At 67.4% G+C, this 15253-nt stretch carries 16 protein-coding genes; all 16 read right to left on the reverse strand.

Going from position 1 to position 15253, the window contains the following annotated elements; all coding sequences use genetic code 11:
• Positions 1 to 195 precede the first annotated feature (195 nt).
• Positions 196 to 1092, reverse strand: coding sequence for a hypothetical protein (locus CKO23_RS12275; RefSeq protein WP_200331509.1), 897 nt, complete (start codon positions 1090 to 1092; stop codon positions 196 to 198).
• A 315-nt stretch (positions 1093 to 1407) separates the two neighbouring features.
• Complete coding sequence (locus CKO23_RS12280; RefSeq protein WP_200331511.1) at positions 1408 to 2196, reverse strand: DUF2189 domain-containing protein; 789 nt, start codon at positions 2194 to 2196, stop codon at positions 1408 to 1410.
• 43 nt (positions 2197 to 2239) lie between these two features.
• Positions 2240 to 3247 carry a LysR family transcriptional regulator gene (locus CKO23_RS12285; protein WP_200331513.1) on the reverse strand — a complete coding sequence of 336 codons (1008 nt, stop codon included), beginning with the start codon at positions 3245 to 3247 and terminating at the stop codon, positions 2240 to 2242.
• An 84-nt stretch (positions 3248 to 3331) separates the two neighbouring features.
• A complete protein-coding gene (locus tag CKO23_RS12290) occupies positions 3332 to 3529 on the reverse strand; it encodes a hypothetical protein (protein ID WP_200331515.1) in 198 nt (65 codons plus the stop codon).
• A 26-nt stretch (positions 3530 to 3555) separates the two neighbouring features.
• On the reverse strand, positions 3556 to 3831 hold the full coding sequence (locus CKO23_RS12295; protein ID WP_200331517.1) for a 4a-hydroxytetrahydrobiopterin dehydratase: 276 nt from the start codon (positions 3829 to 3831) through the stop codon (positions 3556 to 3558).
• A 216-nt stretch (positions 3832 to 4047) separates the two neighbouring features.
• Positions 4048 to 4557 (reverse strand): ferritin-like domain-containing protein, encoded by a 510-nt coding sequence (locus CKO23_RS12300; protein WP_207168531.1) that lies wholly within the window; start codon positions 4555 to 4557, stop codon positions 4048 to 4050.
• 89 nt (positions 4558 to 4646) lie between these two features.
• Positions 4647 to 4970: a BMC domain-containing protein gene (locus CKO23_RS12305; protein WP_200331519.1), complete on the reverse strand. Its 324-nt coding sequence runs from the start codon at positions 4968 to 4970 to the stop codon at positions 4647 to 4649.
• 153 nt (positions 4971 to 5123) lie between these two features.
• A complete protein-coding gene (locus tag CKO23_RS12310) occupies positions 5124 to 5438 on the reverse strand; it encodes a BMC domain-containing protein (protein WP_200331521.1) in 315 nt (104 codons plus the stop codon).
• A gap of 118 nt (positions 5439 to 5556) precedes the next feature.
• A complete protein-coding gene (locus CKO23_RS12315; RefSeq protein ID WP_200331523.1) occupies positions 5557 to 5820 on the reverse strand; it encodes a carboxysome peptide B in 264 nt (87 codons plus the stop codon).
• A 2-nt stretch (positions 5821 to 5822) separates the two neighbouring features.
• On the reverse strand, positions 5823 to 6068 hold the full coding sequence (locus tag CKO23_RS12320; protein ID WP_200331525.1) for a carboxysome peptide A: 246 nt from the start codon (positions 6066 to 6068) through the stop codon (positions 5823 to 5825).
• Positions 6065 to 7723, reverse strand: a complete 1659-nt coding sequence (locus CKO23_RS12325) for a carboxysome shell carbonic anhydrase (protein ID WP_200331527.1) — start codon at positions 7721 to 7723, stop codon at positions 6065 to 6067. Before CKO23_RS12325 ends, CKO23_RS12320 begins: the two co-directional genes overlap by 4 nt.
• A gap of 25 nt (positions 7724 to 7748) precedes the next feature.
• Positions 7749 to 10025 carry a CsoS2 family carboxysome shell protein gene (locus tag CKO23_RS12330; RefSeq protein ID WP_200331529.1) on the reverse strand — a complete coding sequence of 759 codons (2277 nt, stop codon included), beginning with the start codon at positions 10023 to 10025 and terminating at the stop codon, positions 7749 to 7751.
• A gap of 47 nt (positions 10026 to 10072) precedes the next feature.
• Positions 10073 to 10414 carry a ribulose bisphosphate carboxylase small subunit gene (locus CKO23_RS12335; protein ID WP_200331531.1) on the reverse strand — a complete coding sequence of 114 codons (342 nt, stop codon included), beginning with the start codon at positions 10412 to 10414 and terminating at the stop codon, positions 10073 to 10075.
• A 59-nt stretch (positions 10415 to 10473) separates the two neighbouring features.
• Positions 10474 to 11889 carry a form I ribulose bisphosphate carboxylase large subunit gene (locus CKO23_RS12340; protein WP_200331533.1) on the reverse strand — a complete coding sequence of 472 codons (1416 nt, stop codon included), beginning with the start codon at positions 11887 to 11889 and terminating at the stop codon, positions 10474 to 10476.
• 413 nt (positions 11890 to 12302) lie between these two features.
• Positions 12303 to 12620, reverse strand: coding sequence for a ribulose bisphosphate carboxylase small subunit (locus CKO23_RS12345; protein ID WP_200331535.1), 318 nt, complete (start codon positions 12618 to 12620; stop codon positions 12303 to 12305).
• Positions 12621 to 12810: 190 nt separating this feature from the next.
• The gene (locus CKO23_RS12350; RefSeq protein ID WP_200331537.1) at positions 12811 to 14499 is read right to left on the reverse strand and encodes a SulP family inorganic anion transporter; all 1689 of its coding nucleotides are present in this window, start codon (positions 14497 to 14499) and stop codon (positions 12811 to 12813) included.
• Between the last annotated feature and the right edge of the window lie 754 nt (positions 14500 to 15253).

Genomic DNA, 15253 nt, shown 5'->3' on the forward strand with positions numbered 1-15253 from the left:
ACAAACCGGGGCCCGTGCGGGGTTTTCCGCGGGTCGAGATGGGGCTGTGCTGGCGGCGATCGCGACGATGACTCCTGGGTGTGTGATCCCGAAGCCGTTGAGACGCTCGCCCTGCTCCGGCGAAGGGTCATTGGAGACTGGCGCCCGACGTCAGCGAGTGCCGAGTTGCTCCAAACCTCTTCGACCTCTGGGACCTCAGAATCGGAGATCGAAGGTCGCGCCGAGGAATGGCGTCGACCCGTAATCATCCCGTGCCAAAAGCCGGCCGCTGGCGTCCTCCAGACGCAGCTCGCCGTTGATCTTCATCCCCGTGACAGCGCTGATTCGCAGGTCCCTGCCTCGGGAGTAGGTGGCGCTCACATACAGGGGTATGGAGCGGTCTTCGCCGACGCCATCGGGAGCCTGACCTTCGTCGTCCAGGCGGAATCGGAGCGATTCGTACCGACCGCCCAAGCCAAGGCTCCATGTCTCGGACAGGCGATAGTTGAGCGTCAGGCCGGGGCCTTGGGTGGCGCCGAGCCCGCGCCCGGTCTCCAGGGCGAGGCGGTCGGTGATCTTCCAGTCGATGATCAGGATCGGCAGGACGTTGACGCTGTCCTCGAGCTGGCTGAAAACGCCGATGCCAGGCCCGATCGTGAGACTGTCGTTGAACCGGTAGGAGACGCCGCCAAGCGCGCCCGCGGTCGCCGCGTCCCCCGCGCCTGATTCGCCGTAGTAGCGGAGGGTGGGGATGGCGAACAGCGTCCATTGCTCGTCGAAGCCCCAGGTGACGGGAACGCTGAATCTGAGCTGATCGATGCGTCCCCAGGGCTCGTCGGCGAGGCCAACCCCCCCAGAGAAGTCGTAGCGATCGGTTCCGCCTCCGACCGAGAAGGAGACGCGGCGCCGCGGCCCCATGCTGTAGGTGACGCCCGCTTCGAGGAAGAAGCGGTCCACGTCGAAATCGCCCCCGCCCTCAAGGTCGCTGTCGAACTGGTGGACGTAACCGCCACGGGCGAACGGGGCCCATTCGGATTGCCGTCCAGGCCGCTCGTTCGCGGTGTCCTCGGCGGCGATCAAGGTTCCGGGGCAAAGGACCGTTGCAATCGTCATGGTCGATAACCATGCGTGGATTCCCGGCTTGCGGGTTCTCGTCGTCCGTTTCTCGGCGTTGTCGTTTTTCATCTGCGTTTTTCCCTGGCTTAGCCGTGTGTGGGGTCAGAGCCGTGTGTGTGGGGGCAGGTCTCGTATCATTGCAACCCCTTTCGATCGACGTGGCGGCTCGGGACGCGGAGCCTTCGGATTGGCTTCCACGCTGGAGCTTGGCAGCGAGGACGCTGCGAGAGGCGCGGCTGTGCCCTCGGTCATTGGCGCCGGCTGGTTGGACGTTAGCCGGCGCTGCGCGGGCAGGACGACTGGTGCGATCTCTCAAGCCGCTCGCGGCACCAGATCCCGATAGGCGTGCCAGGTGGCATGGCCCACCAGGGGGACGGCCAGGAAGAGCCCGAGATAGAAGGTCAGGAGTCCAGCCCCGACGATGGCGACGAGCAGTACGGCCCAAAGCAGCATGGGCAGCCAGTTCTGGGCCACGGCTCGCACGCTGGTCCGCATGGCGGTGAAGCCGTCCACCGGGCGGTCGATGAGCATGGGGATGGTGATGGCGCTGACGCAAAAGGCGCAGGCGGCGAAGAAGGCGCCGACCAGGACGACGGCAATCACCAGGGGCATGTGCTCCCCGGACAGCACCACGGTCGGGATGAAGTTGCTCCAGGTGGGGAAGGGGTCCTGGTAGAGCATGATGAACAGAAAGACCGAGGCCAGTATCCACAGCTGCATGATGATCAAGAGGAACCCGGTCGCGATGCCGAGCTGACCCTGATTGCGCTTGACCGCCTCCAGCGCTTGGCAGCGTGCCAGGGACTCGCCCCGCTCCAGGTGGTCGCTCATCCGGTAGAGCCCGATGGCGAGCAGGGGCGCCATCAGAAAGAACCCGGCGGTGAGGAAGGGCACCAGAAAGCTGAGGCGGCCGAGCAGGGTCAGCAGGAAGATGGAAGCGCTCAACGCCACGATGCCGGCGCCATACCTCAGGCTGTACAGAGGGGCTGCCCGGATATCCTCCCAGCCCTTTTCCAGCCACCGCCAGGGGTGCCGCAAGGTCACCCGATTCACGGGCGGGTCCGCCTGATCGAGCGGTGCCTCAAAGGGTGTCTCGTTCATCGCTCATCCTCCTCATGCCCTCTGCGGGGCTTGGTCGTGATTGCTAGCCTGTCGCCTGCTCCTCGGTCTTCTTGCCGCCATTCTCGCGCCCGCGCGTCAAGCGAGCATGGGTTTTTTTCAATTGACGGCGCAGTTGCTCACTTTCCTCGTCCAGGAAGTCGAGGAAGGCGCTCGCGACCACCGAGAGCTCCTTGCCCTTCGCGTAGGCCACATACCACTTGCGCTCGAGCGGGAATCCTTGCACATCGAGAATCCGCAGCGGCGATTGCGGCCCTTCTTGTGCCAGGGTGTGGAGCGAGAGCACGGAGAGGCCGAGCTGGCCGTAGACCGCATGCTTGATGGCCTCGTTGCTGCCCAGTTCCATGCGCACCCGCGGCTTGAAATCGGACTGCTCGAAGCTTCTGAGCACGACATCCCGGATGCCCGAGCCAGACTCCCGCATGATGAAATGCTCGTCGGCCAGGCGCGCGACGGGGATGTTGCGCTCGGCGGTCAGCGGATGATCGCGGTGCGCGATCACGTGGAGCGGGTTGGGGGCGAAGGCCTTGGTGATCAGCTCCAGATCCCGATCGGGGATCTGCCCGAGGATGTAGAGATCGTCCTTGTTGGCGGCGAGACGCTCCAGCACGCTGTCGCGGTTGGTGACCTTGAGCGCGACGTCGACGCCGGTGTGGCGCTGACAGAAGCGTCCGAGCACCTCGGGGGCGAAATACTTGGCGGTGGTGATGACGCAGAGGCGCAGATAGCCCTGCCTGAGTCCCTTGAGGTCGGCGACCTTCATCTCGAAGCGGTCGAGGACGTCGAGGATCGACTTCACCGCGGTCTCGAGCTCACGCCCTGTCTCGGTGAGATAGACGCGCCGGCCGATCTGCTCGAACAGCGGCAGGCCGATGACGTCCGTCAGCCGCTTGATCTGGGTGGAGACCGTGGGCTGGGTGAGATAGAGCTCATCGGCCGCCTTGGTGAAACTGCCGAGGCGGGCGATCGCCTCGAACACCTGGAGCTGGCGCAGACTGACGTGACGGACGAGATTCAGCATGGGGTCGAACATCTTCGGCTCTCGATGGCTCCGATGATAACGCGCGCTCCAGGGGTGCTGGCGAGGCGATCGATCCCGCGATGAGGGTCGATCTCGTCAATCGGGCCAGACACGCTGGTTGGAGCGATAGTCATGGTCGTAGGGCCTCTGGGCCGCCGGCTTGGCGCGCGGCCGTCGAGCGGCTGGACGCTTTACTCCGCTTGGGCCTGCCTTGGTCTTGGCGCTGGGGGCCGCGGCGGGCTCGGCCGCCGGTGGCTCGGGTGGGGCGATGGGTGGCTCTGTGTCATTGGTCATGGTCCTGATCCCCGAATCGCGTCAGCTCAAGAAGCCGCCGGAACGGCCGTGATGAGGGCGTCGATCTGGCGGGCGAATGCCCGATGTTCCGGCAGGATCGCGCCCGCGTCCTCGTCGGTCTGGATGGTGAGGCTCACGGAGGTGCGCCCGAAGCTGATGTCCGGGTAGCGATTGGCGGCCTCGCTGATGTCAGCCAGGGCCTCGAGGAATTCCCGAGTCTGCTCGTAGTCCTCGAACTCGATGCGGCGCTCCAGGCGCGCGGGGCGGTTGCGTTCTTTCCAGGTGGCTGCTTGAGTGGGCATGGGATCCTCGTCGGTCTTTGTCAGTTTGGTAGTTTGGTAGGATGGGCAAAGTCCGTGCTCGTGCCTCAAGTCGATCCGCGGCGCTGGGCGGACGTGCCCATCTTTGGCGGCTCGGAGCTGGGATGATGGGCACGCCCGTCGATCCTCAGCGCGGCGAAGCCAAGCGCATCGCGCGGGCTTTGCCCATCCTACGGGTTCTTTGTCAGGTGTCAGGTGTCAGGTGTCAGGTGTCAGGTGTTGATGGGTGTCGTGCGTCCAGTGCCCCATGATGCCGGGCGGGGGCAAGCGCAGCTGTTGCAGCCAGGCGTCGAGTTGACGGACGTGGCCCAGCTCCTCGTCGTGGAGGGTGGCGAACAGGGCCTGGTCGTCGGGCGCGTTGATCAGCGCGCAATATTGCGCCGCCTCGCGATACAGCTCGACCGCTCGCTGTTCGAGCAGACGATCGGCCTGCAGCAGCTCGATCAGCGACAGGCCAGCCCGTACCGGGGTCAGCTGCGAGGCGTTGGGGATGGCGCCGAGCCTGAGCAGGCGCGCGACCAGCCGCTGTGCGTGCTCCTGCTCCTCGTTCGCCTCCTGGCGGAAGTGACTGGCCACTTCCGCCATTCCCCACAACTCCGCCAGACCGGCATGGGTGAGATATTGCTGTACCGCACTCAACTCGTGGCTCAGGGCGCGGCCCAGATACCCCAGCACTCTGGGGTTCACGATTCCGGGGTCTGCGATCATGGTGCTCAATCCACGTTTGCGCGCTTGACGAGGCGATGGCTGGCGCGGCCGGCTGGCGGTCTCTCAGCCATGCGATCGGCCAGTATCGCCTAGGACCGGCCGTGTCCGCCGTCGGTGTCACCCGGTTGCTTGGGCAGCACCGGTTCCACCTCGCGATGGGGGCGGGCGATGATGTGGGCGGCGACCAGTCCGTCGCCCACCCGCTCGCAGGCATCGGCGCCGGCCCGCACGGCGGCGTTCACCGCGCCGGTCTCGCCGCGCACCAGCACGGTGACATAGCCCCCGCCGACGAACTCCCGGCCGATGAGGCGCACCTCGGCAGCCTTGGTCATGGCGTCCGCCGCCTCGATGGCGGGCACCAGTCCGCGCGTCTCGATCATGCCGAGCGCGATTCCATAATTTTCACTGGCCATGGTTGTCGTTCCTCACATCAAGAAAATCGTTACATCAAGAAGATCGTTACATCGAGAACTCATCGGTCGGGTGGACGCGCCGGGGCGACGTCCACCGAATCGCATGGCGGCCTTGGTGGACTGCGCTGTGCTGGCCCACCCGATCGTCTCGGCCTAGGCCGCCTCTTTGGTCTCTGGGCTGCCCGTCGGCAGGACCGGCTCCACCTCGCGGTGGGGGCGGGCGATGATGTGGGCGGCGACCAGTCCGTCGCCCACCCGCTCGCAGGCGTCGGCCCCGGCCCGCACGGCGGCATTGACCGCGCCGGTCTCCCCGCGCACCAACACGGTGACATAGCCCCCGCCGACGAACTCCCGACCGACGAGGCGCACCTCGGCGGCCTTGGTCATGGCGTCCGCCGCCTCGATGGCGGGCACCAGGCCGCGCGTCTCGATCATTCCCAGTGCAATTCCGTAGTGTTCGTGGGCCATTGTGTGACTCCTCTGTTTTGGATAAACCAGCCTGTGTTTTGGATCAATCAGCCTGCTCGAAAAAAGCCGCCCCGCGCGATCGGATGCTTGGTGTCGGGCGTCCGAGCCCGCGCTGGGGTCAGTCCCCCTCGGAGGTCGCGCCCTCCTCCCAGCGATCGATGATTCCGCCGATGCTCAGATCGGTGAGGATCTCGCTCCCGACCGCGAGACGCGCGGCCGAGCCACTGATGGTGAAGACCCAGTTGCCCGGACGGGTGCCGACGGTGTCGACCGCCACCGCCCGCTCGCCCTGGGGGCCGCGCAGGACCCGGAACGAGACGCGCGCCAGACCGGGTATCCGGCGCGTGCAGACCAGTGAGTCCTCGACTTGCATGATGTCCATGCTCACTGCCCCTCCCAGTGATCGATGATCCCGACGATGGTCAGGTCGCTCGGGTAATCCTTGTGGCCGGCGGCCTCGCGCGCCGCCGAGCTGCCGACGCAGATCACCCAGTCGCCGGGCGTGCAGCCAACGGCATCGACGGCGACCAGCGAACTCCTGCCGTCGCGCACCACCTGGAGGTGGCGATGCTCCAACCCGGGGATGCGATTGGTCGCGACCAGCGGTTTCTCGACCTGGCAGATCTTCATGCGTCCCTCCAGGTGCTCGGCAACGAGCTTCCGACACATTCGATGGAGCCGGCGCGACTGGTATCGCGCAGAGTCCAATAGGTTTGGATCAGGCCGCGCTCGGCGAGATCCGGATAGCGTTTCAGGATCGCCTCGGCGATCCGCGCGCAGCGTTGGATGGCCCGCTCGCGCGCCCCGGGCACCTGGCCCGCGTAGTGGAAGCGCAGCACGATGGGGACGGGCAGCCCGTGCGCGACGTTGAGCCGGCGGAAGATCTTGATGCCGACGTCCAGGTTGGGCGCCCCTTCCTCCAGTGTGCGCATGAAGGCGAAGTAGGTCAGATTGCGCAGCTGGATCTCCTCGAAGTCAGTGCCGACCCCGATGAAAAGCTCTTGGTGACCGGCGTCCGGGTAGTGCTCCCCGACATGGGTCCGGACATAGTCGATCTGCGACAGGTTGTTCTCGATCAGCCTGGCCATGAGATCCCGCATGCCGGTCTCCGGGGTGGGACCGCCGTCGCGCGGCCGGGCGATCTCCTCGCGGATCCGGGCCCGCGCCGATTCGGGATCGAGCCCTGCCGTCGCGCGGTAGAGTCCGCCGGCATCGACGAAGCGATCCAGATCCGGCTCCCCGGCGCCGTTCGGCAGGTGGATGCGCAGGCGGTCGGTGTCGGTGTCGATGCCGATCAGCAGCGTCGCGATCGAGGCGCCGCAGCAATGGGTGTTCTCGACGGCCAGGCGGAAGGCCCGCAGCTGCGCGAGCCCCGCCGCCGCGGCTTGGCGCGTATCGCTGCCGTGTGCCGCGCAGCCTTGGTGATCGGGGTCGCGGCTGCTGTAGTGATAGGCCGCCACCTTGAGATACCGGGTCGGTGCGTCGGCCAGATTGGGCACCCCCTCGCGGAAACGGCTCAGCTCTACCGCCGCCCACCGCTGCAGCGCCTCCTCCACGTCGAAGAGGGCGCCGGCGGAGGACCTGCGCTGCACCGCCCCCATCGGGAGGCGCAGCACATAGCTGATGGTGTGCGCCAAGCGCCCGTCGGCGCAGGGCGTGACGTTCATGGCGTGGAAGCCGCAACGCAGCAGGAACTCGTGGAAGTCCCGCGCCTGAGGTTGGGTCTCCAGCGGATCCGCCGTGAAATAGTCCGTGCTCATGGCGCGGAAGGTCTCGAAGGTGGCATGCGCGAAGAGCGAGCGCATGTCCAGCCGATCCACCCAGGCATCCGCCAGGGGGCCTTCCGGCAGACCGAATCCGAGGGCCGTCCGCGCGGTCTCCTGGGCCGAGCGCTCGAAGTCAGGCTCATGCTGACGGGCGGCGATGGCCCTGAGCGTCGGCACGATCCGCGCGAAGGCGCCCTTCACGCGCGTCTCGTACGCCCACAATTGGCGGTTCCGGTCCGCTTGCGTCAAGGGATGCGGCGCGCCCGGCTGGCGGCGGGCACCATCCTGGCGCCCCCCATCCTGGCCGGCTTCATCCCGAAGCCCTTCATCGCGGAAAGCCTGGTCCCGGAGTGCTTCATCGGGGCGCGCGTCGATCGGGCTCGACGGGGCCTCCCACCAGGTGGCGTCGGCCGGGGCCGCAACCGCCGGCGCGGGTTGCGCCGCCGGCCTGGGGCGGGCGTTGACGCCGCTCCACATCGGGGCGCGGGCGCGGCGGCGTGACTTGGGACTGGGCTTCATCTTCATGGCTCCTTGGCGCTCGCGCTCAGCCTCTGGCTCCGCCGGACAGGGTCACCAGCGCGCCTCGGTCGGTGCTGCCGCTGCTGCCCGTGATCTGCAGCTCGGGCGCCTTGCGTGCCTGGGCGTCGCGATAGGCGCGTGCCCCGGCGAAGGCTTCCATGGGCGTCCCCCGACGGGTCGGGTTACGCCCGAACGCGGAGGTGCCTTCGGTGCCCGTGACCCGCTCGTTGCGTCCCCAATCGTCGCCCGTGATGCGCGTGCCTCCATCCATGCCTTCGCCGGTGATGCGCGGGCGTGGCTCTTCGGCCGGTTGTTCGGGCGCGGTCATGGCCGGCACCGCTGGCTCCATCGCCAATGCCATCGCCATGGGGCTTGCGCCGCCAGGGTGCGGATCCGCGCCGCCGGAACGGCGCAGGCGGAAGTCATTGGTTCCCGTCACCACGCCACCGGCCATGTTGAAGGGCCCCGTGATGCGGCTGCGCGTCTCGTCGTAGGCGGTGCCCGTCACCCGGCGCTCGTCGGTGCGGCCCTGTGCCGAGCGCGCCGGCGTGTTCACGCTAAAGGCACGCCAGTTGCCGCCGTTGAGCGGCTGCGGGAAGTCCGCGCTGCCGGGCGTCGCCGCCGAGCCCTCCCCGCAGGCGGCGAAGAACTGGTCCTGACCGAGATAGGGCGTCCCCGTGACCGACTGGCAGGCACCCTTGGCGGCTCCGCTCATGACGCCGCCGATGCCGGGCTGGATCCCGGTGAGCCCGGCGCCGGGGGTGCCGTGCCGCGCGGGGGCGCTTTCGGTCATGGCCTGGGCGATCTCGGGGCCGCAGTGCGCGAGCACCGGGCCGGCGCCGAGATAGGCGGTGCCGGTGACGATCTCGCAGGCACCAGGCTCGTCGCCCGTGACGCGCTGCGAGCGGCCGATCTGACTGCCCGTGACCTGCTGACCGTGCCAGGTCGCGTCCACGCCGACCTTCTTGCCGCCGAAGGGCTCGGGCGAGGTCTTGCAGTGGCCTTGGAAGTGCTCGCTGCCAAGGTACTCGTTACCCGTCACGCGTTGGCAGGTTCCGGCCTCGTTGCCGGTCACCCGTTCGCGGCGCCCGATCATGGAACCGGTGACCGACTGGCCGCTCAGCGTCTGTGTCTGTCGCACCTTGGGCGGGGCGCCCTCGGGGCCGGGCGCGGTGTAGGGCGTGCCCGTCAGTTGACGCCCGGCGCCGGTCTCGTCGCCCGTCACCTTGGTGCTGCGTCCGACCTGGGCGCCCGTCAGGGTCTGGCCCTGGTTGGTGAGCGTCGCCGCGGCCTGGCGGCCGGGCGCCGCCACCGGTCCCTGGCCGCAGAATTCCTGGAAGACCTCCGCGCCCATGTATTCGGTTCCGGTCACGGCGCGGCAGGCCCCTGGCTCGTCGCCCGTCGTGCGCCTGCCGCGGCCGACCTTGGTGCCGGTCACCTGTTGGCCGGAGGCGGTTTCGCTCAGGCCGACCTTGGCGGGCGCGGGGTCTGACTCCGCCCGCGTCTGACGGCGGGTCCGCCCGCTCGGCCGCGGACCCGTGTCGCCGCATTTGCCATGCTCGCAGCGCTCCTCGCGAACCCGCTTGGCGATCTCGCGCGAGCTGACACCGGCATTGCGCATCAGGGACGTGGTCGCGGCGTTGCGCGAGCGTCCTCCCATCGCCTCGACCCCGGAGCGCCCCCGGTCCGCCATGGCGGCGCGCCGTGCCATGGAGAGCAGCCGCCCGCGCGAGGCGGCTGCCTTCTTGCCGTTGGCTGTGCGCGGACGGCCCGAGCGGACGCGCCGCTCGCTGGTCAGCGCTCTGTCCTTGGCGGGCTCCATGGTTAGGTGTCGGGCCTCCTCGGTCGCGGGCGTGGAGCGGCTGGCGCGCGGCGCCGGCGCTTCCATGCCGGAGATGGCGCGGCGGCGGGCGATCGCCGCCTCACGCCCGGCGAGACCGCGCGTGTCTGCCCCGAGATCGCCCTTGGAGGTGACCTGCGCCGCCGACTTGCCTCGCGTGAGCCGTTCGCGCCGCTGCATGGATCGGGCGCGGCCCTGACCGACCGCCGGCTGGCGGTTCCGATCGCTCTTCCGTGGCCGCTCGGCCCGTGGCGCGGGCGGGCTTGGTGTCGGCGCGCTGTCCGCGCGAGCGGCCTCGGCGCGTTCAGGTCTGTGCTCCGGTTTGCGTTCCGCGCGTGCGCCGGCCCTTGGGTTCGGCGCGCTGCCCGCGCCCTGTGTCTTCCCGCCGGCGGCGATGGCGCGGCGCTTGGCGATGGACGCCTCGCGTCCAGTCAACCCTCGTTCGCTTCCAGCCTTGTCCATGCTTGCCTCTCGTTGCGTTCTGCGTGTCTGAATGGCTCGCCCGGCCACTAGGCCGCGCGGTACACCAGGAAGGCGTGTCCCTTCGTCTGGGCGTAGGTGTCGTAGCCGACCAAGCGAACGTGGTGGTCTGGATAGCTGCGCCGGCAGGCCTCGATCTCGGTGAGGATCACGTTGGGATCCTGCTCGCCAAAGAAGGGCATCTTCCACATCGGCCAGTAGTACTCGAAGGCCTTGCTCGGGTGCTCATGCTCCAGCGAGGCGTTCCAGCCGTTGTCGAGGATGTAGAGAATCTGCTCCATCACCTCGTCGCGGCTCAGTGGGGGCAGATAGGAGAAGGTCTCGTAGCGTCCTGTGGTGGCGTGATCGCCCATGCTGCTCGCGGTGCTCATGTCGTCTCTGTCCTCTCAGGTCGGATGGGGGCTGCGGTCTCGGGTGCCTGGCGGGCGCGTTAGGCCGCGTCCAGTTTGTCCACCACGTCGAACTCGAACTTGATCTCTTTCCAGGTCTCCATGGCGGAGGCCAGCTCGGGGCTGTGGCGGGCCGCCTCGGTGAGGATTTCGCGGGCGTTCTTCTCGATCTCGACACCCTCGTTGCGCGCCTTGACGCAGGCCTCGGTCGCGACCCGGTTGGCCGCCGCGCCGGCCGCGTTGCCCCAGGGATGACCCTGGGTGCCGCCGCCGAACTGGAGCACCGAGTCGTCGCCGAAGATGGCCACCAATGCCGGGATGTGCCACACATGGATACCGCCGGAGGCGACCGCCATGACTCCGGGCATGCCGCCCCAGTCCTGGTCGAAGAAGAGTCCGCGCGCGCGGTCCTCGGGGATGAAGGACTCGCGCAGGGCGTCCACGAAGCCCAGCGTCGACTGGCGGTCGCCTTCCAGCTTGCCCACCACGGTGCCGGTGTGCAGGTGGTCGCCGCCGGAGAGGCGCAGACACTTGGCCAGCACGCGGAAGTGGATGCCGTGCTTGGGGTTGCGGTCGATAACGGCGTGCATGGCGCGGTGGATGTGCAGCAGCATGCCGTTGTCGCGACACCAGTTCGCGAGACTGGTGTTGGCCGTGAAGCCGCCCGTGAGGAAGTCATGCATGATGATGGGCGCGCCAAGCTCCTTGGCGAACTCCGCGCGCTTGAACATCTCCTCGCAGGTCGGCGCGGTGACGTTCAGGTAGTGACCCTTGCGCTCGCCGGTCTCCTCCTGCGCCTTGCGCACGGCCTCCGAGACGAACTCGAAACGGTTCTGCCAGCGCATGAAGGGCTGGGAGTTGACGTTCTCGTCGTCCTTGGTGAAGTCCAGGCCGCCGCGCAGCATCTCGTAGACGGCGCGGCCGTAGTTCTTGGCCGAGAGTCCGAGCTTGGGCTTGACGGTGGCGCCGAGGAAGGGGCGGCCGTACTTGTCGAGGCGGTCGCGCTCGACCTGGATGCCGTTCGGCGGGCCGCCGCAGGTCTTGACGTAGTGCAGTGGGAAGCGGATGTCTTCCAGGCGCAGCGCGCGCACCGCCTTGAAGCCGAACACGTTACCGACCAGCGAGGTCAGCACGTTCACGATGGAGCCTTCCTCGAACAGATCGATGGGGTAGGCGACGAAGGCGTAGAAGCTCTCGCGGTCGCCCGGCACGTCCTCGATGCGGTAGGCGCGACCCTTGTAGTAGTCGAGGTCGGTCAGGAGGTCGGACCACACCGTGGTCCAGGTGCCGGTCGAGGATTCCGCCGCCACGGCGGCCGCCGCCTCTTCGCGCGGGACATTGGCCTGGGCGGTCACCTTGAAGCAGGCCAGCAGGTCTGAATCCAAGGGAACATAGTCAGGCGTCCAATACGTCAGTGCGTAGTCTTTGACGCCAGCGTCATAGGTCTTGGTGCTCATGATTTACTCCGTTCTATGGGTGCGGCCTGGATGGTTGGTAAATCTAGATGTGAGTGAACGCGAATTCCAATCGATATACAGAATGCTAAAGATCGATTTCTGTCGATGGATTGGGGCTATTGGGATGCTCGAGCGCAGGTGCGCCGCGCATCCAAGCCCGGCGGGCTCGGGGGCGGCAGGCTGGACGCGCGTCGTCAGGAGGCGGTGAGGGGCGGACTGCGGCGGGTGGGTTTCGCCGCTGGCGCTGGAGTGCGCGGGAGAGGCTGATGGAGCGCGCGTCTCGCGCGGAGCGAGACTCGGGGGCCGCCGCGCGGCTGCGCGGCGCCCTTCTCGGTCAGGGGCGGGATTGGGTGTCTCGCCCCTTCAGCCGCCCGTCCGGGGCGGCTCGATCAGAGCGGATGACAGGGGCGGGCTCAATGCGGCCGGTGGACCACCAGGGAGAGACGGCTGCGCCAGGCGATGTTCTCCACGTTCAGCCGGATGTGATGGTCGGCGTGGACCTGTTTGCAGCCTTCGATCGAGGCGTAGAGGCCGCCGAGATCGCCATCGAAGCAGCTCGCCTTCCCCCACCGCTCCCAAAAGGTAAGCCGCGGCTGGACGGCGCTCGCATGCTCGATGCAGATGAAGCAGCCCTTCTGGATGCAGTGCGAGAGGCGGTCCAGGATGGCCGCTTCCCCCGGGAAGGGATGTGTCGTCTCGGTGCCCTCGGTCGCTCGTGTCTTGTCGTACATGGTTTCGTCTCCGGTGATGGTGTGACGGACGATGAAGCCAGCCCGACTGCTTGGGTCGCGGCGTTTGAGGTACGCCCTGGGCTCGAGACCAGAATAGTTCCTGAGTGCGTTAGTAGGAAATTCGGATTCACCCGTGCGTGCATCGACGTGCGTCGATGGCCCCGGTGTGGGTGAGATGCGGGCGGCACCATCAGGACGCCGCTGGCGTGGCCCGTCCGGCGGGCTCCGCCCCCGGCGGCCCGAGCAGGCGCTCGGCGCGGGCGAGCGCCTGCTCCCGGCCCGCGACCCAATTGGCCCGCGGGATCGCCTCCGCAAGTCCGAGACGCCGCAGGCGCTGTTCGACGTCGCCCTCCGCCCCGGCCAGGACCACCGCTCGCCCCGCCGCGACATCCTCCAGGATCATCGCCTCCAGGGCGAGCGAGGACGAGACGCCGAGCACCGGGACCTGGGTGAAATCCAGCACCAGCACCTGATGCGGCTCAAGGACGGCGTGCTGGCGTGAGATGGCCTTGGCCAGACCGAAGATCATCGGCCCGCCCAGCGTGAAGAGCAGGATGCGGCCCCCGGCGCGCTCCAGGATGGCCTGCCCCTCGCGCGTGAGATCGTCCACGCGCGCCGGGTCATTGGTCGCCTTCACCGACTGGCTCTGAAGCTTGCTCAGGCGGTCGATGGTGAGCACGTTGGCGATGAAGACACCGACCGCCACGGCGGTGATGAGGTCGACGAAGACGGTGAGACCGATGACCCCGTACATGATCATCGCCGCCTTGAGTGAGACGCGGTGCGCGCGTCGGAGAAAGGACCAGTCGATGATGTCCAGGCCGACCTTGAGCGCGATCCCGGCGAGTACGGCGAGCGGTATCTGTGCCGTCAATCCGCTCGCCCAGAGCACCACCACCAGCAGAATGACCGCGCGGGTCAGGCCCGAGAGCGCGCTGCGCCCGCCGGTCTGGATGTTGACGACGGTCCCCATGGTGGCGCCGGCGCCGGGGATGCCCCCGCAGAGTCCCGAGGCCAGGTTGCCGAGACCCTGCCCGATGAGTTCCTTGTCCGAGTCGTGCTCCCTGCGGGTCATGCTCTCCGCGATCACCGAGGTGAGCAGGGCGTCGATGCTGCCGAGCACCGCCAGCACCAGCGCGTCCACGACCATCAGCTGCCATTGCTCGGCCGTGAAGACCGGCATCTGCAGCGTCGGCAACCCGCTCGGGATCTCCCCGATGCGCCGGACGTCGAGGTCTCCGACGACATGGATGGACAGCAGGGTTCCCAGCACCAGCGCGACCAGCTGAGGCGGCAGGATGCGGCGCAGCCGCTTGGGGAAGAAGAAGATCAGCCCGAGTGTCAGCGCCGCCAGCGCCGTCTCCGCGGGCGCGACCTGGGAGAGCATTTCCGGCAGGGCGTTCAGGGTACCGATGACCCCGCCCGCGGGTGCCGCCTGTCCGAGCAAGGGGCCGATCTGGAGAATCACCAGGATCAAGCCGATGCCGGTCATGAAGCCCGAGATGACCGTGTAGGGCATGAGGGTGACGAATTTGCCGAGCTTCAGCACGCCGAACAGCATCTGGAAGAGACCGGCCAGCATGACGACCGTGAAGGCCATGGCCATGCCCTGATCCGGATTCACGGCGACCAGGCTGGCAATGATGGCGGTCATCACCACCGTCATCGGTCCGGTTGGCTCCGAGATCAGCGTCGGGGTACTGCCGAAGAGGGCCGCGAACAGACCGACCAGGACGGCGCCATAGAGTCCGGCGACGGGTCCGGCTCCGGAGGCGACGCCGAAGGCGAGGGCCATGGGCAAGGCGATGATCGCGGCGGTGACGCCGCCGAAGAGGTCGCCGCGCAGGTTGTCGAATCGAATTTCGTTGAGGATTTTCATGAATCCGCACCCTTCGCAGCTGGAGGATGCGGTATCTAAAGCAGGAAGAGCGATCGATTCAAACTGATCTTTTTTATTGTAAGCATCGACAATCTTCGATGTCTGATGCGCGTTTTGCCTGCGGTTTCTCCTCGGCGGTCGTTGTCCCTCAGGTGATTCCGCGAGTTTTTCTCGGAATCATCCCCGCCAGATCTGCCAGTTTCCGCCACCGCTGTTGTCGAGCGCTTGCGCGCCACGACGATGCCCGTTTCGGGTGGCCGAGGTCATGGGCAAGGCCGAAGTCCCTCCAGTCACTTAGGCGATTTCCGGAAATGATCTTACCCAAATAGACCCGGGTCGGTAGGATGGGCAACGTCCGCGCTCCGGGCTCGAGCCCAGCCTCGACGCCAGACGGACGTGCCCATCCTGCAAGACGCCGAGCTGGGATGATGGGCACGCCCCTCGACCCTCGGCACTCCGAAAGAAGCGCATCGCCAGGGCTTTGCCCATCCTACGGGCTCGGAACCCGAGGGTATGTTGTTTCCCGGAAATCGCCTTAGGGCTTGGCGCATGCGTAGGCTTCGCTCTCTAGCTCGCGTCGAACGCACCCTCGAAGCTGTCATAAGAGGCGACTGGGGTCTCCACTTAACCGGAGTAAACTCCAAGGGTGACTTACCCTCATGCTGGCGTTGATTATCCGCGGACTGCGGGCGAGTTCCAGTCCTGGTTTCGCACCGATGCGGACTGCCTCGACTACCTGGAGTGGCTCCGGTGG

This window comes from Thiocystis violacea (assembly GCF_016583565.1).
GTDB lineage: Bacteria > Pseudomonadota > Gammaproteobacteria > Chromatiales > Chromatiaceae > Thiorhodococcus > Thiorhodococcus violaceus_A.

Excerpts from the sequence above, each read along its gene's own strand:
- CKO23_RS12275 (WP_200331509.1), bottom strand. The coding sequence starts at position 1,092 with ATGACGATTGCAACGGTCCTTTGCCCCGGAACCTTGATCGCCGCCGAG.
- CKO23_RS12280 (WP_200331511.1), bottom strand. The coding sequence starts at position 2,196 with ATGAACGAGACACCCTTTGAGGCACCGCTCGATCAGGCGGACCCGCCC.
- CKO23_RS12285 (WP_200331513.1), bottom strand. The coding sequence starts at position 3,247 with ATGTTCGACCCCATGCTGAATCTCGTCCGTCACGTCAGTCTGCGCCAG.
- CKO23_RS12290 (WP_200331515.1), bottom strand. The coding sequence starts at position 3,529 with ATGACCAATGACACAGAGCCACCCATCGCCCCACCCGAGCCACCGGCG.
- CKO23_RS12295 (WP_200331517.1), bottom strand. The coding sequence starts at position 3,831 with ATGCCCACTCAAGCAGCCACCTGGAAAGAACGCAACCGCCCCGCGCGC.
- CKO23_RS12300 (WP_207168531.1), bottom strand. The coding sequence starts at position 4,557 with ATGATCGCAGACCCCGGAATCGTGAACCCCAGAGTGCTGGGGTATCTG.
- CKO23_RS12305 (WP_200331519.1), bottom strand. The coding sequence starts at position 4,970 with ATGGCCAGTGAAAATTATGGAATCGCGCTCGGCATGATCGAGACGCGC.
- CKO23_RS12310 (WP_200331521.1), bottom strand. The coding sequence starts at position 5,438 with ATGGCCCACGAACACTACGGAATTGCACTGGGAATGATCGAGACGCGC.
- CKO23_RS12315 (WP_200331523.1), bottom strand. The coding sequence starts at position 5,820 with ATGGACATCATGCAAGTCGAGGACTCACTGGTCTGCACGCGCCGGATA.
- CKO23_RS12320 (WP_200331525.1), bottom strand. The coding sequence starts at position 6,068 with ATGAAGATCTGCCAGGTCGAGAAACCGCTGGTCGCGACCAATCGCATC.
- CKO23_RS12325 (WP_200331527.1), bottom strand. The coding sequence starts at position 7,723 with ATGAAGCCCAGTCCCAAGTCACGCCGCCGCGCCCGCGCCCCGATGTGG.
- CKO23_RS12330 (WP_200331529.1), bottom strand. The coding sequence starts at position 10,025 with ATGGACAAGGCTGGAAGCGAACGAGGGTTGACTGGACGCGAGGCGTCC.
- CKO23_RS12335 (WP_200331531.1), bottom strand. The coding sequence starts at position 10,414 with ATGAGCACCGCGAGCAGCATGGGCGATCACGCCACCACAGGACGCTAC.
- CKO23_RS12340 (WP_200331533.1), bottom strand. The coding sequence starts at position 11,889 with ATGAGCACCAAGACCTATGACGCTGGCGTCAAAGACTACGCACTGACG.
- CKO23_RS12345 (WP_200331535.1), bottom strand. The coding sequence starts at position 12,620 with ATGTACGACAAGACACGAGCGACCGAGGGCACCGAGACGACACATCCC.
- CKO23_RS12350 (WP_200331537.1), bottom strand. The coding sequence starts at position 14,499 with ATGAAAATCCTCAACGAAATTCGATTCGACAACCTGCGCGGCGACCTC.